18 protein-coding genes are annotated in these 21,032 nt (G+C 72.3%); 13 read left to right on the top strand and 5 right to left on the bottom strand.

Annotated elements, in window-relative coordinates; translation table 11 throughout:
- Nucleotides 1–78: 78 nt before the first annotated feature.
- Complete coding sequence (glnA, locus tag OG861_RS22085; protein ID WP_329194776.1) at nucleotides 79–1,440, bottom strand: type I glutamate--ammonia ligase; 1,362 nt, start codon at nucleotides 1,438–1,440, stop codon at nucleotides 79–81.
- 173 nt (nucleotides 1,441–1,613) lie between these two features.
- Between glnA and OG861_RS22080 the strand changes: the two genes are divergently transcribed.
- From OG861_RS22080 to OG861_RS22055, 6 genes are all read left to right on the top strand, one after another.
- Nucleotides 1,614–2,174: a hypothetical protein gene (locus OG861_RS22080; protein WP_330261845.1), complete on the top strand. Its 561-nt coding sequence runs from the start codon at nucleotides 1,614–1,616 to the stop codon at nucleotides 2,172–2,174.
- 80 nt (nucleotides 2,175–2,254) lie between these two features.
- Complete coding sequence (locus tag OG861_RS22075) at nucleotides 2,255–2,917, top strand: DUF3105 domain-containing protein (RefSeq protein ID WP_329194779.1); 663 nt, start codon at nucleotides 2,255–2,257, stop codon at nucleotides 2,915–2,917.
- Between the two features lie 8 nt (nucleotides 2,918–2,925).
- Nucleotides 2,926–3,642, top strand: a complete 717-nt coding sequence (locus tag OG861_RS22070) for a DUF305 domain-containing protein (protein ID WP_329202148.1) — start codon at nucleotides 2,926–2,928, stop codon at nucleotides 3,640–3,642.
- A gap of 157 nt (nucleotides 3,643–3,799) precedes the next feature.
- Nucleotides 3,800–4,219, top strand: coding sequence for a CBS domain-containing protein (locus OG861_RS22065; protein ID WP_329194781.1), 420 nt, complete (start codon nucleotides 3,800–3,802; stop codon nucleotides 4,217–4,219).
- Between the two features lie 293 nt (nucleotides 4,220–4,512).
- Nucleotides 4,513–5,916, top strand: coding sequence for a DUF4190 domain-containing protein (locus OG861_RS22060; protein WP_329194782.1), 1,404 nt, complete (start codon nucleotides 4,513–4,515; stop codon nucleotides 5,914–5,916).
- Between the two features lie 94 nt (nucleotides 5,917–6,010).
- Nucleotides 6,011–7,765: an NAD+ synthase gene (locus tag OG861_RS22055; protein WP_329194784.1), complete on the top strand. Its 1,755-nt coding sequence runs from the start codon at nucleotides 6,011–6,013 to the stop codon at nucleotides 7,763–7,765.
- A 108-nt stretch (nucleotides 7,766–7,873) separates the two neighbouring features.
- Here OG861_RS22055 and OG861_RS22050 read toward each other — a convergent pair whose 3' ends face one another.
- Nucleotides 7,874–8,905: an endonuclease/exonuclease/phosphatase family protein gene (locus OG861_RS22050; RefSeq protein ID WP_329194786.1), complete on the bottom strand. Its 1,032-nt coding sequence runs from the start codon at nucleotides 8,903–8,905 to the stop codon at nucleotides 7,874–7,876.
- Between the two features lie 288 nt (nucleotides 8,906–9,193).
- Here OG861_RS22050 and panB point away from each other — a divergent pair, with 288 nt between their 5' ends.
- The 3 genes from panB (at nucleotide 9,194) to OG861_RS22035 (ending at nucleotide 12,177) form a co-directional block, all read left to right on the top strand.
- A complete protein-coding gene (gene panB / locus OG861_RS22045) occupies nucleotides 9,194–10,075 on the top strand; it encodes a 3-methyl-2-oxobutanoate hydroxymethyltransferase (RefSeq protein ID WP_329194788.1) in 882 nt (293 codons plus the stop codon).
- 225 nt (nucleotides 10,076–10,300) lie between these two features.
- Nucleotides 10,301–11,326 carry an ATP-binding cassette domain-containing protein gene (locus tag OG861_RS22040; RefSeq protein WP_329194790.1) on the top strand — a complete coding sequence of 342 codons (1,026 nt, stop codon included), beginning with the start codon at nucleotides 10,301–10,303 and terminating at the stop codon, nucleotides 11,324–11,326.
- On the top strand, nucleotides 11,323–12,177 hold the full coding sequence (locus tag OG861_RS22035; RefSeq protein WP_329194792.1) for an ABC transporter permease: 855 nt from the start codon (nucleotides 11,323–11,325) through the stop codon (nucleotides 12,175–12,177). The genes OG861_RS22040 and OG861_RS22035 overlap by 4 nt, the downstream gene beginning before the upstream one ends.
- Nucleotides 12,178–12,240: 63 nt before the next feature.
- On the opposite strand, the gene OG861_RS22030 is transcribed toward OG861_RS22035, so the two are convergent.
- Entirely contained in the window at nucleotides 12,241–15,630 is a 3,390-nt protein-coding gene (locus tag OG861_RS22030) for a BTAD domain-containing putative transcriptional regulator (protein WP_329194794.1), read from the bottom strand.
- A 66-nt stretch (nucleotides 15,631–15,696) separates the two neighbouring features.
- On the opposite strand from OG861_RS22030, the gene OG861_RS22025 reads away from it, so the two are divergent.
- Both OG861_RS22025 and OG861_RS22020 read left to right on the top strand, forming a co-directional pair.
- Nucleotides 15,697–16,491, top strand: coding sequence for a site-2 protease family protein (locus OG861_RS22025; RefSeq protein ID WP_329194796.1), 795 nt, complete (start codon nucleotides 15,697–15,699; stop codon nucleotides 16,489–16,491).
- A gap of 30 nt (nucleotides 16,492–16,521) precedes the next feature.
- Entirely contained in the window at nucleotides 16,522–17,127 is a 606-nt protein-coding gene (locus tag OG861_RS22020; protein WP_329194799.1) for a DUF1707 SHOCT-like domain-containing protein, read from the top strand.
- Nucleotides 17,128–17,145: 18 nt separating this feature from the next.
- Here OG861_RS22020 and OG861_RS22015 read toward each other — a convergent pair whose 3' ends face one another.
- Nucleotides 17,146–17,319, bottom strand: a complete 174-nt coding sequence (locus tag OG861_RS22015) for a hypothetical protein (RefSeq protein ID WP_329194801.1) — start codon at nucleotides 17,317–17,319, stop codon at nucleotides 17,146–17,148.
- Between the two features lie 207 nt (nucleotides 17,320–17,526).
- Between OG861_RS22015 and OG861_RS22010 the strand changes: the two genes are divergently transcribed.
- Nucleotides 17,527–19,584, top strand: coding sequence for a TerD family protein (locus OG861_RS22010; RefSeq protein WP_329194803.1), 2,058 nt, complete (start codon nucleotides 17,527–17,529; stop codon nucleotides 19,582–19,584).
- Nucleotides 19,585–19,608: 24 nt separating this feature from the next.
- Here the strand turns inward: OG861_RS22010 and npdG are convergent, their stop codons facing one another.
- Complete coding sequence (gene npdG, locus OG861_RS22005) at nucleotides 19,609–20,313, bottom strand: NADPH-dependent F420 reductase (RefSeq protein ID WP_329194805.1); 705 nt, start codon at nucleotides 20,311–20,313, stop codon at nucleotides 19,609–19,611.
- Between the two features lie 99 nt (nucleotides 20,314–20,412).
- Between npdG and OG861_RS22000 the strand changes: the two genes are divergently transcribed.
- On the top strand, nucleotides 20,413–21,021 hold the full coding sequence (locus OG861_RS22000) for a hypothetical protein (protein WP_329194806.1): 609 nt from the start codon (nucleotides 20,413–20,415) through the stop codon (nucleotides 21,019–21,021).
- Nucleotides 21,022–21,032 lie beyond the last annotated feature (11 nt).

Here is a 21,032-nt window from a genome sequence, read left to right as displayed (position 1 = left end):
GTGAGACGACTCCGGGCCGACGGCTGAGTGCCGCCGGCCCGGAGTGCCGTCTGACTGGGATACCGCCGAGACCTGCGGCTACAGCACCGGCATCATCTTGCGGAGCTCGAAGGCGGTGACCTCGGAGCGGTACTCCTCCCACTCCTGCTTCTTGTTGCGCAGGAAGAAGTCGAAGACGTGCTCGCCGAGGGTCTCTGCGACCAGTTCGCTGCGTTCCATCAGGGAGATGGCCTCGCCGAGGTTCTGGGGCAGGGGTTCGATGCCCATCGCGCGGCGTTCGGCGTCGGAGAGCGCCCAGACGTCGTCGTCGGCGCCGGCCGGGAGTTCGTAGCCCTCCTCGATGCCCTTGAGGCCCGCCGCGAGGAGGACGGCGTACGTCAGGTACGGGTTGGCGCCCGAGTCGATCGAGCGGACCTCGATGCGGGAGGAGCCGGTCTTGCCCGGCTTGTACATCGGGACGCGGATCAGGGCCGAGCGGTTGTTGTGGCCCCAGCAGATGTACGAGGGGGCCTCGCCGCCCGAGCCGGCGGTGCGGGAGGAGCCGCCCCAGATGCGCTTGTAGGAGTTGACCCACTGGTTGGTGACGGCGGCGGTCTCCGCGGCGTGCCTGAGCAGGCCCGCGATGAAGGACCGGCCGACCTTCGAGAGCTGGTACTCGGCGCCCGACTCGTAGAACGCGTTGCGGTCGCCCTCGAAGAGGGAGAGGTGGGTGTGCATGCCCGAGCCCGGGTACTCCGAGAACGGCTTCGGCATGAAGGTGGCCTGCACGCCCTGCTCCAGGGCGACCTGCTTCATGACCAGGCGGAAGGTCATGATGTTGTCGGCCGTGGACAGCGCGTCGGCGTAGCGCAGGTCGATCTCCTGCTGGCCGGGGGCGCCCTCGTGGTGGCTGAACTCGACCGAGATGCCCATCGATTCGAGCATGGTGATCGCCTGGCGGCGGAAGTCCATGCCGACGTTCTGCGGCGTGTGGTCGAAGTAGCCGGAATTGTCCGCGGGCACCGGGCGGGTGCCGTCCAGCGGCTTGTCCTTGAGCAGGAAGAACTCGATCTCCGGGTGGGTGTAGAAGGTGAAGCCCAGGTCGGAGGTCTTGTTGAGGATGCGCTTGAGGACGTACCGGGGGTCCGCGTACGACGGGGAGCCGTCCGGCATCAGGATGTCGCAGAACATCCGGGCGGTGCCGGGGGCCTCGGCGCGCCACGGCAGTATCTGGAAGGTGGCCGGATCCGGCTTGGCGATCATGTCCGACTCGTAGACCCGGGCGAAGCCCTCGATCGCGGAGCCGTCGAAGCCGATGCCCTCGTCGAAGGCCTGCTCCAGTTCCGCGGGCGCGACCGCGACGGACTTGAGGAAGCCCAGTACGTCGGTGAACCACAGGCGCACGAAGCGGATGTCACGCTCCTCAAGCGTCCGGAGGACGAATTCCTGCTGCTTGTCCATGCCTTCATCCTCGCAGTTCAGACGACGTGTGCACCACCGACCCCCGGAGGGGGAGCACAGTCGGGCCGTCCCAGTATCGCCACCCGTGGTTTCCGCCACATTACGCACCCCTGAAAGGTCGTGGCACCCCCGCACTGACCCCGGGCCGGTCATGAGCATTACCATCTGCGGCCATGGGGGGCAGGAAGCACGCGCAGCTCGGGGGCCACACCGGTCCCCCGCCCCGGCGTGCCGTCCCGTCGGCCGCGCTGACGGCCCTGGCCGCCGCGCTCGCCCTCGGCGCGCTGCTGTGGGGTGCCGCGTTCCCCTGCGCGCGCTCCGTGGGGTCCCACGGAGCGCGGACGGCCGTCGCGCAGGGGCAGGGGCAGGTGCCGGCGCACGCCCGGGCGGGCGAAGCGGCCGGCGGGCGGGCTCACGGTGCCGCGGGCGAAGCCGCGTACGGGCGGCCCTACGGCCCCGCGGGCGAAGCCGCGTACGGGCGGCCCTACGGCCCCGCGGGCGAAGCCGCGTACGGGCGGGTGCACGCCGACTGCGTGGCCCCGTACCAGTTGCCCGGCTGCTCCCCCCGCTCCGATACGCCTCCCGCCGTACTGCCCGTGCCGCCGTCGGCCCTCGCCGCGGCGGGGGCCGGGGCCGTGGTGGCCGTGCGCCCCGCGTACGCCGGGCCCGTCCGGGCGCCCGGAACGCTCGCGCGCGCCCCCGACCTGCACGCCCTCCAGGTTTTGCGGACCTGACGCCGTCGGGCGCCGCCGCCCGGCGCGCGCCCCTGTAACGGAACCGCCTTCCACCCCCCTCAGCAGAAGGAACAGGGCACATGGCCAGCAAGTCCGGCAAGACCACCCCCGACAACACCGCGCGGCAGGCCCGCATAGCCGAGATGCGCCGCGCGGACAAGGCGCGCGACCGGCGCAACAAGATCATCGCGATCACCGCCTCGACGGCGGTCGTCGCCGCCCTCATCGGCTTCGGCTCCTGGATGCTGATGAGCCAGAAGCAGAAGGAGAAGGACGCCGCCGAGGCCCGCAAGGCGCCGGTGAGCGGCGAGCAGAGCTGGGACGCCAAGACGCTGGGCCGCAACCACGTCGACACCCCGGTCAGCTACCCGATGAACCCGCCGGTCGGCGGTGACCACAGCCCCCGCTGGATGAACTGCAACGGCGACGTCTACACCAGCCCGCTGCCCGAGGTGAACGCGGTGCACTCGCTGGAGCACGGCGCGGTCTGGGTCACGTACAACGACAAGGCCGCCAAGGCCGATGTGGACACGCTGGCCGGGAAGGTCCGCAAGACCCCGTACACGCTGATGAGCCCGGACAAGACGCAAGCCGGGGCGATCGTGCTCAGCGCCTGGGGCAAGCAGCTGACCGTGAGCAACGCGGCCGACCCCCGGGTGGCGGAGTTCTTCACCAAGTACGTGCAGGGCCCGCAGACCCCCGAGCCGGGCGCGGCCTGCACCAACGGGCTGGCCGGAAAGTGACCCCGCCGCTGGGCCGGCGGGTCTCCCGTACGTACGTGGGCGCGGGCGCGGCGGTCGTCGTCGCCGCGCTGTTCGCGGTGGGGGCCACGGTCGCCACCGCGAACGGCGGGGACGGGGACGGCGGTTCCGCCGCTTCGCGGGCGCCGGCGCTCTACTCGGCGGACGCGGGCTTCGCCCGGGACATGGCGGTGCACCACCAGCAGGCCGTGGAGATGTCCTTCATCGTCCGGGACCGCACCAAGGACGAGGCGGTCCGCAGCCTCGCCTACGACATCGCCAACACCCAGGCCAACCAGCGGGGCATGCTGCTGGGCTGGCTCGACCTGTGGGGCCTGCCGAAGGTGGTGGCGGACGAACCGCCGATGTCGTGGATGGGCAGCGGCGACGGGCACGGCATGTCCGGGCACGACATGGGCGGACAGGACATGTCCGGGCACGACATGGGCGGCGCGACCACCAAGCCGGGCGCGCTGATGCCCGGCATGGCCACCAAGGAGGAGCTGGAGCGGCTGGGCTCGGCCGAGGGCCGGGACGCGGAGGTGTTCTACCTCCAGCTCATGACCGACCACCACAAGGGCGGCGTCGCCATGGCCCAGGGCTGCGCGAGCCAGTGCGCGACCCCGGCCGAGCGGAAGCTGGCCGAGGGGATGGTGGCGGCACAGCGCTCGGAGCTCACCCTGATGGCCGACATGCTCAGGCAGCGCGGGGCCGCCCCGCGCGGCTGAGAGAAGGCGCCACCTGGGCTTTCGTCCGGTCCTCCACCCGTACGGGCGCCCACCCGTACGGGTGGGGTCGCGTGCTCCGTCCGGGCGACCGACGATGGGAACGCCGGGACGGGTGCGTCCGCGCCCGCCCGCACGGCGCGCTCAGGAGGTACTCGCGATGACGACCGCCGCAGACATCATGCACCCCGGGGCCCAGTGGATCCCGGCCGAAGAAACCCTGGACCGGGCGGCTCAGCTGATGGCCCGGCTCAATGTGGGCGCCCTGCCCGTCAGCGACGAGAACGAACGCCTCTGCGGCATCATCACGGACCGCGACATCGTGGTGTCGTGCGTGGCCAAGGGGCACGACCCGTCGGTGGTCACCTGCCGTGACCTCTGTCAGGGAACTCCGCGCTGGATCGACGCCGGGGCGGACGTCTCCGACGTCCTGGACGAGATGGAGAGCCACCGGATCAAGCGGCTGCCGGTGATCCAGGACAAGAGGCTGGTCGGCATGATCAGCGAGGCGGACCTGGCCCAGCACCTCTCGGAGGAGCAGATAGCCGGCTTCGTCGAGAGGGTCTACGCCCGGCGCTGACCGGCATATTGCGCTTCGAGGACCGCCCGCGCCACCTGGCGCGGGTGGTCCTCGCACGACCAGGTGCGTGGTCCGGGCCCCGAGGGCCTCGGCGGCCCACACGGCGCGGCCGTTGCACACGGGCGGCGCCCGGTGTGCAGGCCCGCGCCCGGCACCGTCCGGGGGCCGGGCGGCGGTGGAGTCGACCAGGACGAGGGCGGCGGTGCGGACGGGCGCCGAAAGCGGTTGGAGGGGGTCGGGGGCCGTGGCAGGGTAGGTGATCACCGCTCCCCGTTCCGAAGGACGCCCCAGGTATGAGTACGCCCCCGAACCCGCCGAGCAGCAGCCCGAGCGACCCGCCGACGGGGCCTTCGGGGAACCCCATACCCGAGGACGCCGCCCCACCGGCCCCCCAGCCCGCGCCCGAGGACGCGCCGGCCCCGGCGCCGTCGCCGCTGTCCCTGGACAAAACCCCGTCCGAGGACGCGGCACCCCCCGCCGAGCCGCTGTCCCTGACCAAGGAAACGCAGCCGGCCCCCGAGGACGCCGCACCGCAGGCCGCGCCCGACGTGCCGAAGCCGGCCGCGGCACCGCTGTCCCTGACCAAGGAACCGCAGCCGGCCCCCCAGCCGGCCCCCGGAGACGCCGCACCGACGGCCCCGCAGCCCGCGCCCGAAGACGCCGTACCGCAGGGCGGGCCCGGCGCCGCCCACTTCGCGCCGCTCACCCCGCCTCCCGCCGCGCCGCAGGCGACACCGCCCGGGGCCGCGCCGTACGGCTGGCCGGGCCGGCCCGGCCCCGGCGCATACCCCGGCCAGCCCGGCCCCGGCGCGTACACGGGCCAGCCCGGGCCGGGCCCGTACCCCGGTACCGGCGCCGGACCCGGCCAGCCCGGCTTCCCCGGGTACCCGGGTTACCCCGGCTACCCCGGCTATCCCGGCCACCCCGCCGCGCCCGCCAACAACATGGCCATCGCCGCCCTCGTGCTCGGGCTGCTCGCGATCGCCTTCGGTGTCATCCCGTTCGTCTTCTGGGTCGGCGCCCTCCTCGGCCTGACCGGCGCCGGCATAGGCATCGCCGCCATCGTCAGCGCCTCCCGCGGCGCCCCCCGCAAGACGATGGCCGTGATCGGCACGATCCTCGGCGTCCTCGGCCTCGTCTCCTCCGTCGGCGGCTTCTACCTCAGCGTCGCCGTCGTCCACAAGGCCGAGGACGCGGCGGACCGCCGCCTCGACCGCGACTGGGACCTGCCGGACGACCCGGCCGATCCGGACTACCCCGACTACCCCGACTACCCGTCGAAGCCCACCGCCCCGGACCACGGCCAGGGCTTCGACTCCGCCGTCCCCTTCGGCAGCACCGTCAGTTACGCGAACGGCCTCCGCGTGAGCCTGTCGACGCCGGAGAAGTACGTCACGAAGCGCAAGTACATCGAGGTCGGCAACGCGGTCCGGATCGACATCAAGATCACTAACAGCTCCGACAAGCCCGTCAACGTCATCTACGCGGTTCCCTCCGTCCACGACGCACAGGGCCACCGCGCCAAGCTCGTCTTCGACGTCGACACCCCGAAGATGATCACCGGCACCATCCAGCCCGGCGCCACCGCCACCGGAACGGCCGCCTACGAGGTCCCCGAGGGCACCGCGTACGTCACCGCGGAGGTCTCCCCGGTGATCCCCGCCCCCGCCGCCCGGTTCAGCGGTCCGATCAGCTGACCGGCCCCGGCCGCGGGCACCGTACGGGATGCGGAAACCGATCGACACCACGCCCCCCAGGACATTGCGTCAGTCAGACGATTACACTGTCCCCGTGCCTCAACTACGCCTCGCTCTGAATCAGATCGACTCGCACGTCGGCAACATCGCCGCCAACGCCGACTCGGTCGTCCACTGGACCCGGCACTCCGCCGAGCAGGGCGCCCACCTGGTGGCGTTCCCGGAGATGATGCTGACCGGGTACCCCGTCGAGGACCTCGCCCTGCGCGGCTCCTTCGTCGAGGCCTCCCGCCAGGCGCTGCGCGACCTCGCGCAGCGCTTGGCGGCCGAGGGCCTCGGCGAGCTGCCGGTCATCGTCGGCTACCTCGACCGCGCCGAGCGGGCCGCGCAACGGCTCGGCCTGCCGCCCGGCTCTCCGGAGAACGCGGCCGCCGTCCTGCACCGCGGCGAGGTCGTGCTGCGCTTCGCCAAGCACCACCTGCCCAACTACGGCGTCTTCGACGAGTTCCGCTACTTCGTGCCGGGCGACACCCAGCCGGTCATCCGGGTCCGCGGCGTCGACGTGGCGCTGGCCATCTGCGAGGACCTGTGGCAGGAGGGCGGGCGCGTCCCGGCCACCCGCTCCGCCGGGGCCGGTCTGCTGGTGTCGATCAACGCCTCGCCGTACGAGCGCAACAAGGACGACCTGCGCCTGGAGCTGGTCCAAAAGCGCGCCCAGGAAGCCGGCTGCACGCTGGCGTACCTGGCGATGATCGGCGGCCAGGACGAGTTGGTCTTCGACGGCGACTCGATCGTCGTCGGCGCCGACGGCGAGGTCATCGCGCGCGCCCCGCAGTTCTCCGAGGGCTGCGTGCTGGTCGACCTCGACCTGCCCGCCGCCCGCGCGGACGCCCCGGAGGGCGTGGTCGAGGACGGTCTGCGGATCGACCGGGTGATCTTGTCCGAGGAGCCGGTGGAGCCGTACGAGCCGGTCGTGGCGGGCGGCTACGCCGAGCGTCTCGACGACGACGAGGAGGTGTACGACGCGCTGGTCGTGGGCCTGCGCGCGTACGTCAAGAAGAACGGTTTCCGTTCCGTGCTGATCGGCCTGTCCGGCGGCATCGACTCCGCGCTCGTCGCCGCCATCGCCTGCGACGCCATCGGCGCGCAGAACGTGTACGGCATCTCGATGCCCTCGAAGTACTCCTCGGACCACTCCAAGGGCGACGCGGCCGAGCTGGCCCGGCGTACCGGCCTCAACCTCCGTACCGTGCCGATCGAGTCGATGTTCGACGCGTACATGGGGTCGCTGGGCCTGTCGGGCCTGGCCGAGGAGAACCTGCAGTCCCGGCTGCGCGGCACCATGTTGATGGCGGTGTCCAACCAGGAGGGCCACATCGTGCTGGCCCCCGGCAACAAGTCGGAACTGGCCGTCGGTTACTCGACCCTCTACGGGGACTCCGTCGGCGCCTACGGCCCGATCAAGGACGTCTACAAGACGGTGATCTTCCGCCTTGCGGAGTACCGCAACCGGGCCGCCGCCGCGCGCGGCGAGACCCCGCCGATCCCGGAGAACTCGATCGTCAAGCCGCCGAGCGCCGAGCTGCGCCCGGGCCAGGTGGACACGGACTCGCTGCCGGACTACCCGGTGCTGGACGCGATCCTGGAGCTCTACGTGGACCGCGACCGGGGGCTGGAGGAGATCGTCGCGGCCGGCTACGACCGCGAGCTGGTCGCCAAGACCCTCCGGATGGTGGACACGGCCGAGTACAAGCGCCGCCAGTACCCGCCGGGCACCAAGATCTCCGCGAAGGGCTTCGGCAAGGACCGCCGCCTGCCCATCACCAACGGCTGGCGCGAGCACGCGTAGGGCCGGCGGCACGCGCCGGACGAGCCGTACGTGCACCAGGGGCCCCGGCCGCCGTGAAAGGCGACCGGGGCCCCGGTACGTGAACACCTGCGCAAGGGGACTGCGGGACTACGGCGTGAGCGTGACCCGCGCCGCGACGGGCAGGTGGTCGCTGCCGGTGCGCGGCAGGGTCCAGGAGGCCTTCGGGGTGACGCCCCGGACCAGGATCTGGTCGATGCGGGCCATCGGGAACCGGGCCGGCCAGGTGAACCCGAACCCGTCGCCCGCCGCGCCCTGGGTGGAGCGCATCTGCGAGGTGATCTCGGACAGCGACCGGTCGTTGACGGTGCCGTTGAGGTCGCCGAGGAGCACGACCCGCTTGAGCGGTTCCGCGGCGAGCGCGGCGCCCAGCGCGTCGGCGCTGTTGTCGCGCTGGTTCGCGGTGAACCCGGCGTTCAGCTTGACCCGGACGGACGGCAGGTGGGCGACGAAGGCGGCCACGTCCCCGGACGGGGTCTTCACGGTGACGCGCATCGCCCGCGTCCAGCCCATCTTGATGTCGACGGGCCGGCTGGAGGTGAGCGGGTACTTGCTCCACACGCCGACCGTCCCCTCGACGGCGTGGTACTTGTACGTGGGCTCCAGCGCCTTCTCGTAGGCCGGGACGGCGCCCGCCTTGAGCTCCGTCAGGGCCAGCACGTCGGCCCCGGCCTTCGCGACCGACTCGGCGGTGCGGCGCGGGTCCGGGTTGGCGGCGTCCACGTTGTGGGTGGCGACCGTCAGGTCGCCGCCGGTCCCGGACTTGTCGGTGACCAGGCCGCCGAAGAGGTTCACCCAGACGGCGGCGGTCAGCGCTATCGAGATCAGCGCGGTCGCCGACTTCCGGATCACGGCCGCGACGAGCAGCAGCGGCACGGCCAGCCCGAGCCAGGGCAGGAAGGTCTCGGTGAGGCTGCCGAGGTTGCCGACGTCGTTCGGCAGCTCGGCATGGAAGATCGTCACCAGCGAGACGAGCGCGGCCAGGGCCGCCGTCACGATCCCGCGCCGCCAGATGCCCCGGTCCCTGCGCCATTCGGCGAGTCGGCGCCGCAGGCCGGATCCGGAGGGCCCCGGCTCCGAGCCGCCGCCGTTCCCCGTCTCCGTCATGTACGCCTGTGCCATGTAACTGCCCTCGCTGCCGTGCTTGCGCTCCGTCCCCGCCCCTTGACCCTAGGCGATGGACGCAGCCATCCGTGCCGTCCGTTCCGGCCGTACGACCGGGAGGACGAACAGCTGTCCGCCCGTAGTTCCGGTTGTCACGAAACGCGCACATTCGATCCGGAGCGGCTGGAGTGGGGCTCGTAGCGCGGCCGGGAGTGTGACGGACCGGTCATCGCGCCACTTCCTCCCCGGGCCCGGAGAGTGCCACCATGGTGGATGAGTCCGGGGACGTCGTCAGGACGCCTCGAGATGACACAAGGAGCAGCAGCAATGACGCATGCCGTTTCGCCTGCCCGCGAAGCTTCCGGCCCCACGCTGTACGGGGGCACGGGCACCCGCCGCCTCACCATCCGCGACCTGGCCCTGGCCAAGGAGCGCGGGGAGAAGTGGCCCATGCTCACGGCGTACGACGCGATGACCGCGTCCGTGTTCGACGAGGCCGGGATCCCGGTGATCCTCGTCGGCGACTCGATGGGCAACTGCCACCTGGGCTACGAGACCACCGTCCCCGTGACGATGGACGAGATGACCCTGCTGTCGGCGGCCGTCGTACGGGGCACCCGCCGCGCCCTGGTCATCGGCGACCTGCCGTTCGGTTCGTACCAGGAAGGCGCCGTACAGGCGCTGCGGAGCGCGACCCGGCTGGTCAAGGAGGCGGGCGTCGGAGCGGTCAAGCTGGAGGGCGGCGAGCGCTCGCTGGCCCAGACCGAGCTGATCGTGCAGTCCGGCATCCCGGTCATGTCCCACCTGGGCCTGACCCCGCAGTCCGTGAACGCCATGGGCTACCGGGTGCAGGGCCGCGGCGACGAGGCCGCGCACCAGCTGCTGCGCGACGCGAAGGCGGCGCAGGACGCGGGTGCGTTCGCGGTGGTGCTGGAGCTGGTCCCGGCCGAGCTGGCCGCGGAGGTCACCCGGTCGCTGCACATCCCGACGGTCGGCATCGGCGCGGGTGCGGAGTGCGACGCGCAGGTGCTGGTGTGGACCGACATGATGGGCCTGACCGGGGGCAAGATGCCCAAGTTCGTCAAGCAGTACGCGAACCTCCGTCAGACCATGGGTGACGCGGCGAAGGCCTTCGCCGAGGACGTGACCGGCGGATCGTTCCCGCAGCCGGAGCACGCCTTCCACTGAGGGATCCTGCCCGCCTTCCACCGGGGGCTCCACCGGCCCCTCCGATCCCGTCTGACAGCCCGTCGGCTCCGGTGCCGGCGGGCTGTCGCCCCTCCCGGGGGCGCGGCAGGGGGAGCCGGGGGAGCCGCCGCAGGGGCCGCCGGACGCGCGTGGTCTCGGCCCGTCGGCCGCCCGTCGGTTCGCTGTCGGTCCTCTGTCGGCGGTTTGTCAGTGGTCGATGGTCCCATGGTGGACATGACGCGAAACGACAAGAATCCCCTGAACGGCTCGCACGCCGTAGAGGTGCGGGGGCTGGTCAAGCACTACGGCGAGACCAAGGCCCTCGACGGCGTGGACCTCGACGTGCGCGAGGGAACCGTCCTCGGGGTCCTCGGCCCCAACGGCGCCGGCAAGACCACCCTGGTCCGCATCCTGTCCACCCTGATCACCCCGGATGCCGGGACGGCGACGGTCGCCGGCTTCGACGTGGTCCGCCAGCCGCGGCAACTGCGCCGCACCATAGGCCTGACCGGCCAGTACGCCTCGGTCGACGAGAAGCTCTCCGGCTGGGAGAACCTCTACATGATCGGCCGGCTGCTGGACCTGCCCCGCAAGGAGGCCCGGTCCCGCGCCGACGAGCTGCTGGAGCGGTTCTCGCTCACCGAGGCCGCCAAGAAGGCCGCGATGCACTATTCCGGCGGCATGCGGCGCCGGCTCGACCTGGCGGCGTCGATGATCGGCCGCCCGGCCGTCCTCTACTTGGACGAGCCGACCACCGGCCTCGACCCCCGTACCCGCAACGAGGTGTGGGACGAGGTGCAGCGGATGGTCGCGGAGGGCGCGACCGTCCTGCTGACCACCCAGTACATGGAGGAGGCCGAGCAGCTCGCCAACGAGCTGACGGTCATCGACCGGGGCAAGGTCATCGCCAAGGGCAAGGTCGACGAGCTGAAGGCCCGGGTCGGCGGCCGCACCCTGCGCATCCGGCCCGTCGCCTCCGCCGAGCTGCCGGGCATGGCCCGGGCGTTGGCCGAGGCGGGGCTGGACGGGGTGGCCGGCTCCCAGGCCGTGCCCGACGAGGGCGTGCTGCTGGTGCCGATCCTCAGCGACGAGCAGCTGACCGCGGTGGTCGGCCTGCTGGCAGCCCGCGGGTACGCGATCGCCGACCTCGGCACCTACCTCCCCAGCCTCGACGAGGTGTTCCTTTCCATCACCGGCCAGAAGCCCTCTTCCGAGGACTCCGCCCAGCAGACCGAGGAGGTCGCGGCATGAGCACCGTCACCACGTCCAAGCCCAGTACCCCCGCGGCCGCCCCGGCGGCCACGGCCGCCGGACCGGCCGGCGAGGGCCGGATCGGCCTGCGGGGCAACCTGCGGCACATCGGCGCCCTGGTGCGCCGCAACACCCTGCAGATCAAGCAGGATCCCGAGTCGATGTTCGACGTCGTGTTCATGCCGATCATCTTCACCCTGCTGTTCGTGTTCGTCTTCGGCGGCGCGATCTCCGGCAAGGGCCAGCAGGAGGCGTACGTCAACTACGTCGTCCCGGGCCTGATGGCCATGATGGGCATGAACATCGCCATGGGCGTCGGTACGGGGGTCAACGACGACTTCAAGAAGGGCGTGATGGACCGCTTCCGGTCCATGCCCATCGCCCGGTCCTCCGTGCTGATAGCCAAGATCGTGGTCGAACTCGGCCGCATGATGGTCGCCATCGCGATCCTGCTCGCCGTCGGCTTCATGCTGGGCCTGTCGATCAAGACCTCCGTACTGGACCTGTTCCTGTCCATCGGGCTGTCCGCCGTGTTCGGCGCCTCTCTGATGTGGATCTTCATCCTGCTCGGTCTGACCATGAAGACCGCGCAGGCCGTCCAGGGCATGGCCATGCTGGTCCTGATGCCGCTCCAGTTCGGCAGCTCGATCTTCGCCCCGCCGTCGACCATGCCGGGCTGGCTGCAGACCTTCACCGACTACAACCCGCTCTCCAACCTGGCCGACGCGGCGCGCGGCCTGATCAACGGCGGCGCGGTCGCCCACCCGGTCTGGGTGACCCTGGCCTGGTCCGTGGCCATCACGCTCGTCACCATGCCGCTCGCGGTGCGCAAGTTCCGCCAGAAGACCTGATCCGGGGGGCCGGTCCGTTTCGGATCGCGTCCCGGGACGGACCTGCCCCGTACGGGGGGCGGATCAGAAGAGGGCGGTGGCCTCCTCCAGGGTGAGGCCGCCGCCTTCGGCGCGAGCCGCCTCGAAGACGGCGTCGCCCAGTACCGCACGCGCCCCTTCCTCGGCGCGGGCGGCGTCGGCGCGTTCGGTGGAGACCGGGACGTGCCCGGGCGGCAGCAGGGCCCGGTAGGCCCCGACCAGCCGGGCCGCGTCGTAGGCGCGCTCGCGGCCGCCCAGTCCGACGAGGGAGACGGCCGCCGTGATCATGAAGACAGCTGGCATCTGCGGCGCGACCATCGTGGCGAGCGGGTCCTGGGCGGCGGCCATGGCCTGCCGGTTCAACGCGAGTGCCTCGCGGTACCTGCCCTCCTGGTTGTCGAGCCAGGCCAGCATCGCCAGCAGGAAGCAGTCGAAGATCGCGTAAGCGCCGGAGGCGAACTCCTCGCGCAGCGAGAGGAGCAGCTCGCGGGCCTGGGGGATGCGGCCGGTGCGGCCGTACACGCCGGCGAGGAACATCCGGGCGGCCGGCATGGCCTCGTTGTTGAACTGCTGGACGATCCCGATGAGCTCGTCGAGGATCGCCTCGGCCTCCTCCACCTGATCGTTCTCGATGAGGCTCCCGGCCCGCCGCACCCGCAGGACGGTGACCTGCGCCTGGGCGCCGAGGCGTTCGGCGTAGTCGACGGCGGCCCGGAAGTCGGCTGCCGCCAGGGCGAATTCACCGCGCTTCTCCAGGGATTCCGCGCGGGCCGACAGGGCTTCGGCGCAGCCCCAGGCGTCGCCGAGCTCCCGGAAGACGGCCAGGCTCTCCTCCGCGTCGCGGGCGGCGTCGCCGCTCCAGTCGGCATGGTTGGCGAGGACGTTGGCGCGCAGCTGGAGGGCGTTGGCGTACGCCCAGCGGTAGCCGAGTTCGCGTGAGGTGTCGACGGTCGCGTCGAGGATGCGCCGGAGCAGGCCCACGTCCCCGTTGATCATGACGGCGAAGATCCAGAAGGTGCCGGGGAACCGGCAGGTCTGCGGGAGACCGGGCTGGTAGACCTGCACGATCGCCTCGACCTGCGTCCGTATCTCGGGACTGCTCCAGTCGGTGCTGGTCTGGTCGCGGGAGGCCATGCACATCATCTGCACGCCTCGCCAGGCTTCGGTGAGCACTTCGCCCGTGTACGGCGGCGGGGAGTCGACGATCAGTTCCAGGACGGGCTCGGCGGGGACGAGGGGCGGGGCGAAGGGGTCGGGGCCGAGGGCGGCGGCGAGGGCGGACCAGTGGCGGCTCTCGGCGCGCAGGTCGTGCATGTGCCAGTACCAGCCCAGGGAGTGCACGAGGCAGAGCACTTCGCCCACGTCCTTGGTGGCGACGGCGCGGCGCAGGGCGGTACGGATGTTCTCGTACTCGACCGCCAGCCGCTCGCCGGCCTCGCGCTGGCCGTGGCCGCGCAGCAGCGGCTCGGTGGTGCGGGCGAGTTCGCGGTAGTGGGTGAGGTGGCGGCGCTCGGTGGCGGCGCGGTCGCCGGGCATGTCGTGGAGGCGCTCGGCCGCGTACTCGGCGACGGTCTCCAGCAGCCGGTAGCGCATGCCGCCGTCCGGGCCCGGGGCGGCGACGACGAGGGACTTGTCCACGAGCGAACCGAGCAGGAAGAGCACGTCGGCGCCGTCCCGCGGGCCGGAGCCGTCCCGGGCGCCGGAGCCGTCCCGGGCGGCAGCCCGGGAGCCGGCGGGCCCGGTCTCACCGGCCCCGGTCTCACCGGCCCCGCCGCAGACGGCTTCGGCGGCGGCCAGGTCGCAGCCGCCCGCGAAGACCGACAGCCTGCGCAGCACGGCCCGTTCGGGGGCGTCGAGCAGGTCCCAGGACCAGTCCACGACGGCGCGCAGCGTCTGCTGGCGCGGCAGGACGGTTCGGGAGCCACTGGTGAGCAGGCGGAACCGGTCGTCCAGCCGGTCGGCGATCTGCCGGGCGGTCAGCAGCCGCAGCCGGGCGGCGGCGAGTTCGATGGCGAGCGGCAGTCCGTCGAGGCGGCGGCAGATCTCGGCGGCGGCCTCCGGGTCGTCCTCCGTCCGGAACCCGGGGCGGGCGGCGGCCCCCCGGTCGGCGAGCAGCCGTAGCGCGACCGGGTCGGGCAGCGGTTCCACCGGACGCAGCGTCTCCCCCGGCACCCCGAGGGGTTCGCGGCTGGTGGCCAGGATGCGTACGCCGGGGCAGCGGGCGAGGAGTTCCTCGGCGAGGGCGGCGGCGGCCTTGACGACGTGTTCGCAGTTGTCCAGGAGCAGCAGGAGCCGCCGTCGTGCGCAGTGGTCGACGAGCCGTTCGAGGGGGTCGTCGCCGTTGCGGTCGGTCAGCGCCCGCAGTTCCTCGGCGGCGGCGCCGCGCAGCTTGGTCTCGCGGGCTCCGAGCGCGGCGAGTACCGCCTCGGGCACGTCTTCGGGGTCGTCCACGGGTGCCAGCTCCACCAGCCACACCCCGTCGGGCAGGCCGTCGGGGGCCTGGGCCTCGGCGGCCTCCTGCGAGAGCCGGGTCTTGCCCGCCCCGCCGGGACCGAGCAGCGTGACGAGGCGGGCGCGGGCGAGGTCGTCGCCGATGACCCGGATGTCCTCCTCGCGGCCGACGAAGGTGGTGAGCCGGGCCCTCAGGTTGCCCCGTACCGGCGCCGGCTCGGGCGGTGCGGGGGCCGGCGCAGGTACGGGGACCGGCGTCGGTACGGGGACCGGCGCGGGGGTCAGCAGTTCGGCGTGCAGGGCACGCAGGGCGGGGCCCGGGTCGGCGCCCAGGCGGTCTGCGAGGTCCCGCCGGACCTGCTCGTAGGCGGCCAGTGCCTCCGCCGGCCGGCCCGCGTCGCGCAGGGCGCGGATCCGCAGCGCCTGCGACGGCTCGTCCAGCGGCTGCTCGGCGCACAGCGCGCCCAGCTCCGGCAGGACCCGCTCCGCCTGCCCCAGCGCGAGGGCCGCCGCCAGCCGGCCCCGGCGCGCGTCCGTCCGTACGGCCTCCCAGCGCGCGGACTCGGCCGCGGGGTCGGGCAGGGAGGCCAGCGCCGGTCCGCGCCACAGGGCGAGGGCCTCGTCGTACAGGGCGGCGGCCCGGGCCGGGTCCGGCTCCGCAGCGGCGCAGCCGGCCAGCCGCTCGAAGCGGTAGAGGTCGATGTCGTCCCGGTCGGCGGCCAGCAGGTAGCCGCCCCCGGCGGAGCGCACGGCCTCGTGCCCCAGAGTGCGCCGCAGCCGGGCCACGAGGGCCTGGAGCGCGGCGATGCCGTCGGCGGGCGGGTCCCCGTCCCAGACCTGGTCGACCAGCAGGTCCGCCGGCACCGTGCGGCCGGGCCGCAGCGCCAGCGCGGTCAGCAGGGCCCGCAGGCGCGCTCCGCCGACGGCGACGGGGGTCCCGTCGTCGCGAGTGGCCTGGGCGGTGCCGAGAATCGCGTAACGCACCGGCCCATTGTCGCTGCCCGGGCCCCCGGGCCCGACCGATTTACCGGCCGGGATAGGTTTCGCCGCATGAGTCACCAGGGGAGCCGCTCCGAGCGGCGGGTCAGTTCCGTGTTTCTGGGCATCGTCGCCGTCATGGCGGTCACCGGCTGGGCCGTGTGGACCGGCTACGCGACGAGCCCCGGGCTCGCCGTGTTCCTCTTCGTGACGTCCGCGTGGGTGGTCTCCCTGTGCCTGCACGAGTACGCGCACGCCCGTACCGCCCTGCACGGCGGTGACATCTCGGTGGGGGCCAAGGGCTACCTGACGCTGAATCCGCTCAAGTACACGCACGCGCTCCTCAGCATCGTGCTGCCGGTGGTGTTCGTGATCCTGGGCGGTCTGGGCCTGCCCGGCGGCGCCGTGTACATCGAGCGGGACAGGATCCGCGGCCGTTGGAAGCACAGCCTCGTCTCGGCGGCGGGCCCGCTGACCAACGTGCTGTTCGCGGCCGTGTGCACGGCGCCGTTCTGGCTGCACGCCCTCGACGGCGTGCCCCTCGTCTTCCGCTTCGCCCTGGCCTTCCTCGCGCTGCTCCAGGTCTCGGCGGCGATCTTGAACTTCCTGCCGGTCCCGGGGCTGGACGGCTACGGGGTCATCGAGCCCTGGCTGTCCCAGCGGGTGCGCCGCGAGGTGGCGCCGCTCGCACCTTTCGCCCTGATCGGCGTGTTCGCGCTGCTGTGGATCCCCGAGGTGAACGTGTTCTTCTTCGACCGGGTCACCGATGTCCTCGGCGCGCTGGGCGTGTCCGACCTGGAGACGTACTGCGGCCACAACCTCTACCGCTTCTGGCAGGAGACCGACGGCTACTGCACGCTCCCGTAGCGCCGGGCCGCTTCACTGCGATTACAGTCCATGACCATGATCAATGGGGAGCAGGAGTCGCCGGAGCCGTCGGTGCGGGACACGGTGGAGCTCCGGGCAGCGGACGTGGACCGGGAAGCGGTGGCCGAGCAGCTGCGGGTCGCCGCCGGTGAGGGCCGGCTCGGCCTCGCCGAGTTGGAGGAGCGGCTCGATCGCGCGTACGCCGCGAAGACCTACGGCGAACTGGACGTGCTGGTGGCCGACTTGCCGCAGGGGCGGGGTTCGGGGGTACGTCCCGGGACCGAAGCGGACACGCTCGTCCTCAAGACCGGTATGAGCAGCATCAAGCAGCACGGCCGGTGGACGGTCCCGCGCAGGATCGTCGCCGAGTGCAAGATGCTGAGCATCGTGATCGACTTCACCGAGGCGATCTGCCTGCACGGTGAGGTCACCGTCGAGGCGCGGTGCGGATCGGGCAGCATCCAGCTGGTCGTCCCGCAGGGCTGGGCGGTGCGCATCGACGGGTCGAGCACCAATACGGCGCACATCGCCAACCAGGTCTCGGCGCCCGCGGACCCGGCCGCCCCGGTGCTCACGGTCGTCGGGCACCCACGGACCGGCCGCATCAAGATCAAGCAGCCCCGCCGCAAGGGCTAGCGGGCGTCCGGCGGCCGGTCAGGCCTGCTTCTCCGCCTTGGCCTTGCGGACGTAGTACCAGGCCATGTTGGAGGTCAGACCGGCCAGCAGGACCCAGACGATCCCGAGGAAGCTGCCCTCCACGAAGGCGACCACGGCCGCGGCCACGGACATGAGGCAGACGACAACGGCGAACACGGCAAGGCGGGGCATGCGGCAGAGCTCCTCGGCGGCACAGAAGGGGTCGAGCCCCTCCAGTGTCCCCCATCCCCACCCACCCGCCGCCCTCACCCGTCCCACCGCTGACCGCCGGGTGCATATCATCGCATTTTCCTCTTCAGCCGCTCTTTCGCCCGGCACCCCGTTACGGTTCGCCGGGGGCTGTGTCCACAGGGGCGAAGCCGGCGAACGGGGGGACACATGCAGGAGATCTCCAAGGGCGCGAACGTCAGTCTGACCGCTCTCAGCGAGGACGCCGGAGCGGTTGTCGTGAGCCTTGGCTGGACGAGTGCATCGGGAGCCGGAGACGCTGACGTCTCCGTTCTGCTGCTGGACGCGAGTGGCAAGATCCGCAGCGAGAACGACTTCTACTTCTACAACCACCCGGCCGCCGCCGACGGCAGCGTGCGGCTGCTCGGCAAGGCTCCGACCGAGAGCGGTGACGAGGACCGCATCAGCCTGGATCTGACGGCGGTGCCGGAGGACGTCACACGGATCGTCGTTGCGGCCAGCCAGTACGGCGGCGCGCGCTTCGGGGACCTCGACGATCTGCGGATGACGGTCGCGGACCGGTCCGGGGAGGCGCTGGTCGGATTCTCCATCGACGACGCGGGCCCCGAGACGGCGTTCATCTTCGGTGAGCTGTACCGGCGAGGCGACGAATGGAAGTTCCGGGCCGTGGGCCAGGGGTACGAAACCGGTCTGGCCGGTCTCGCCACCGACTTCGGCATCGTGGTGCTCGACGACAGCGAGGAGCCCGAACAGACCGGAGCCACCGAACACGCCGAAGGCACCACGGCCATCGAGGGACCCGAGGACGCCGACGGAGCGAAAGCGCCCGGCCCCTTGACGAGCAAGGAAGCGGAAGCGCCGCAAGCACCGGTTGGTTCGGCGGCCCCGGAAGGCGCCGGGGCCGAAGCCGCGAGCATCCCCGCGCAGCGTTCCAAGGGGCCCCGGACCACCAAGAAGAAGGTCACGCTCCCCAAGGACCAGAAGTCGCTCGCCGAGAGCGACGCTTGGCAGATGGCGCGTCTGTTTCCGGTCCCCTCGCTCAAGAGCGACCGTGAACGGGAGGTCCGCGCCACCTCCGTGCTGCTGTCCGTCATGGCCCAGGTGCCCGAACTGGGGCGTCGGCTCACGGCCGCGTTCGGCGCCCCGACGGGCCGCATGCAGACCTTCACCGAGGTGTCCCTCCCCCACGGCGACACCCCGCGCCGGCCGGACGGTGTGATCCGGGTGGAACGTGCCGGGAAGCTGTGGACGGCCCTGGTGGAGACGAAGACCAACGGGAACCCGCTCAAGCCCGAGCAGGTGCAGCAGTACGTGGACATCGCGGCTCGGCGCGGCTACGAGGCCGTGATCACCCTCTCCAACGACGTGGCCCTCGAAGGCTCGGACGTCGTCGACATCAAGATCGACGGACGACGGAAGCACAAGGTCGGTCTCTGGCACCTTTCCTGGGCCGAGGTGGCCCACCAGGCCCAGATGCTGATCCGGCACGAGGGCGTGGGGAACGCAGCACATGCGTGGCTCGTCCAGGAGTTCTTGCAGTACCTCCAGCACGAGAACTCCGGCTGCCACGGCTTCCAGAACATGGGCCCCTCCTGGGTGGCCGTTCGTAACGGCATCGAGGACGAGACGCTCTGCGTCGATGACAGCCGGGCGGTGGACGTCGTGGAGAGCTGGGAGCGGCTCATCCGCCAGACGTGCCTGCGCCTCGGTGGTGAACTGGGCCAGAAGGCGCTGCCGGTGCAGCGGGCCCGGCGCGGTAGCGACCCGAAGGAACGGCGGCTCGCCGCGGCCGAGAGGCTCTGCGCGGACGGGCGACTGACGGCGGAATTCCGGATCGACGGGACGAACAGTGTCGTCGCGGTCACCGCCGACCTGCGGACGGCCAGGATCCGCACGTCAGTGGAAATCCCCGCGCCTGCGGGTTCGTACCCCCTGGCCATGGCGAAGAAGCTGCTGCGGACGCTGGCCGAGGCACCGGCCGATCTTCACGTGGAGACACTGATGGAGGGTGGGAACGGCCCGCGCGGCACGCTGGAACGGCTGCGTCCCGAACCGGGCAATCTACTGCCCAAGGGCGGGGCGCCGGCCACCGGGTTCCGGCTGTCCCTGGTCAAGGGAATGGGGAGTTCCCGGGGCAACACGGATTCGGGCTTCATCCGCAGCGTGGATGACGCCGTGGACCGCTTCTATCACGGCGTCATCGCACAGCTGGGCGTGCTGGACGGGCGTTCCGCGCGACGCGGCTGACCGCCGGGCAGGGTGGGTCCGGGGTCAGACGTCCGTGATGCGCAGGGCCGCGTGGGACTTGTAGCGGCGGTTCGTGGAGATGAGGTTGGCGACCAGGGCTTCGACCTGGTGGGCGTTGCGCAGGCGGCCCGCGAAGACGCCGCGCATGCCCGGGACGCGGGCCGTGAGGGCCTGGACCACGTCGGTGTCGGCGCGGGATTCGCCGAGGACCATCACGTCGGTGTCGATCTCCTCGACCGACTCGTCCTGGAGCAGCACCGCCGAGAGGTGGTGGAAGGCCGCCGTGACCCGGGAGTCGGGGAGCAGGGCCGCGGCCTGCTGGGCGGCGCTGCCCTCGGGGACCTGGAGGGCGTACGCGCCCTGCTTGTCGAAGCCGAGCGGGTTGACGCAGTCCACCACCAGCTTGCCCGCGAGGTCCTCGCGCAGCGCTTCGAGGGTCTTCGCGTGGCCTTCCCACGGCACCGCGATGATCACGATGTCGCTGCGCCGCGCGCACTCGGCGTTGTCCGCGCCCTCCACGCCCAGGCCCAGTTCCCCGGCGGCGGCCCGCGCGCGGTCGGCGGCGCGGGAGCCGATGATCACCTTCTGGCCGGCCCGGGCGAAGCGGTAGGCCAGGCCGCGGCCCTGGTCACCGGTGCCGCCGAGGACGCCGACGACGAGGCCCGAGACGTCCGGCAGGTCCCAGGGGTCCTTGGCCGGCGGCTTCTGCGTGCTGTCTGAGGTAGTCATGGGGGCAAAGGTACTGCCGAGTACCGTCCCCCCCACCCGTCGGGAGGCATCCCGGGGAAGTGCCCACCGTACCGACCGCGTCTGCGGCAGGATGCCGCCATGGACGCCGTGAGGGTCGCGCTGCTGCGCGAGGTGCTCGCCGGTACGCAGTGGCCCGGCGCCGCGCGCCGGTTCGCCGGTGCGCTTCGCCGCTCGGTCGTACCGGCCGGAGGGAACCTGCTGCTGGTGGGCACCGAGCGGTACGAGCCCTGGCACCTGGCCGCCCACCTGGTGGACGAGGCCGCCTGGTCGGGACTGCCCCAGCTGGCGCCGACCCTCGTACGCCACCTGGTGCGGCCGGGTGAACCGCCGCACCTGTCGGTGGGGCTGAGCCGGCTGGAGGCGGCCCGGCGCGGGCACACCCTGCTGGTGGTCGCCCCGGAACAGCCGGGCGGGGGTCTGCTGGAGCGCGTCCACGACGCCCGCCGGGCCGGGGCGACCGTACTGTCCCTGGACGGCGGGGACCCCGACCTGGGCACGCTGGCCCACGAGGCGCTGTCGGTGCCGGACGCCACCGCCGAGCTGGACCTGGACACCGTGCAGCACCTGGTGAGCGCGGCGGCCGGGGAGAACCACCTGCCCGGGCCGCGCGGCGGGCCGCGCCGGCTGCGGGACCGGCTGGCGCGGCTGGCCGACCAGCTCACCGCGCCGCCACCCAGCCGCTGGTAGGCCGCGCGGCG

The organism is Streptomyces sp. NBC_00539, from assembly GCF_036346105.1.
Classification (GTDB): domain Bacteria; phylum Actinomycetota; class Actinomycetes; order Streptomycetales; family Streptomycetaceae; genus Streptomyces.
This window is presented reverse-complemented; position numbering and strand designations above follow the sequence as displayed.

Bases quoted from the DNA above. Each gene is read 5' to 3' on its own strand.
- glnA (WP_329194776.1), bottom strand. From the start codon at position 1,440: ATGGACAAGCAGCAGGAATTCGTCCTCCGGACGCTTGAGGAGCGTGAC.
- OG861_RS22080 (WP_330261845.1), top strand. From the start codon at position 1,614: ATGGGGGGCAGGAAGCACGCGCAGCTCGGGGGCCACACCGGTCCCCCG.
- OG861_RS22075 (WP_329194779.1), top strand. From the start codon at position 2,255: ATGGCCAGCAAGTCCGGCAAGACCACCCCCGACAACACCGCGCGGCAG.
- OG861_RS22065 (WP_329194781.1), top strand. From the start codon at position 3,800: ATGACGACCGCCGCAGACATCATGCACCCCGGGGCCCAGTGGATCCCG.
- OG861_RS22060 (WP_329194782.1), top strand. From the start codon at position 4,513: ATGAGTACGCCCCCGAACCCGCCGAGCAGCAGCCCGAGCGACCCGCCG.
- OG861_RS22050 (WP_329194786.1), bottom strand. From the start codon at position 8,905: ATGGCACAGGCGTACATGACGGAGACGGGGAACGGCGGCGGCTCGGAG.
- panB (WP_329194788.1), top strand. From the start codon at position 9,194: ATGACACAAGGAGCAGCAGCAATGACGCATGCCGTTTCGCCTGCCCGC.
- OG861_RS22040 (WP_329194790.1), top strand. From the start codon at position 10,301: ATGGTGGACATGACGCGAAACGACAAGAATCCCCTGAACGGCTCGCAC.
- OG861_RS22035 (WP_329194792.1), top strand. From the start codon at position 11,323: ATGAGCACCGTCACCACGTCCAAGCCCAGTACCCCCGCGGCCGCCCCG.
- OG861_RS22025 (WP_329194796.1), top strand. From the start codon at position 15,697: ATGAGTCACCAGGGGAGCCGCTCCGAGCGGCGGGTCAGTTCCGTGTTT.
- OG861_RS22020 (WP_329194799.1), top strand. From the start codon at position 16,522: ATGACCATGATCAATGGGGAGCAGGAGTCGCCGGAGCCGTCGGTGCGG.
- OG861_RS22015 (WP_329194801.1), bottom strand. From the start codon at position 17,319: ATGCCCCGCCTTGCCGTGTTCGCCGTTGTCGTCTGCCTCATGTCCGTG.
- OG861_RS22010 (WP_329194803.1), top strand. From the start codon at position 17,527: ATGCAGGAGATCTCCAAGGGCGCGAACGTCAGTCTGACCGCTCTCAGC.
- npdG (WP_329194805.1), bottom strand. From the start codon at position 20,313: ATGACTACCTCAGACAGCACGCAGAAGCCGCCGGCCAAGGACCCCTGG.
- OG861_RS22000 (WP_329194806.1), top strand. From the start codon at position 20,413: ATGGACGCCGTGAGGGTCGCGCTGCTGCGCGAGGTGCTCGCCGGTACG.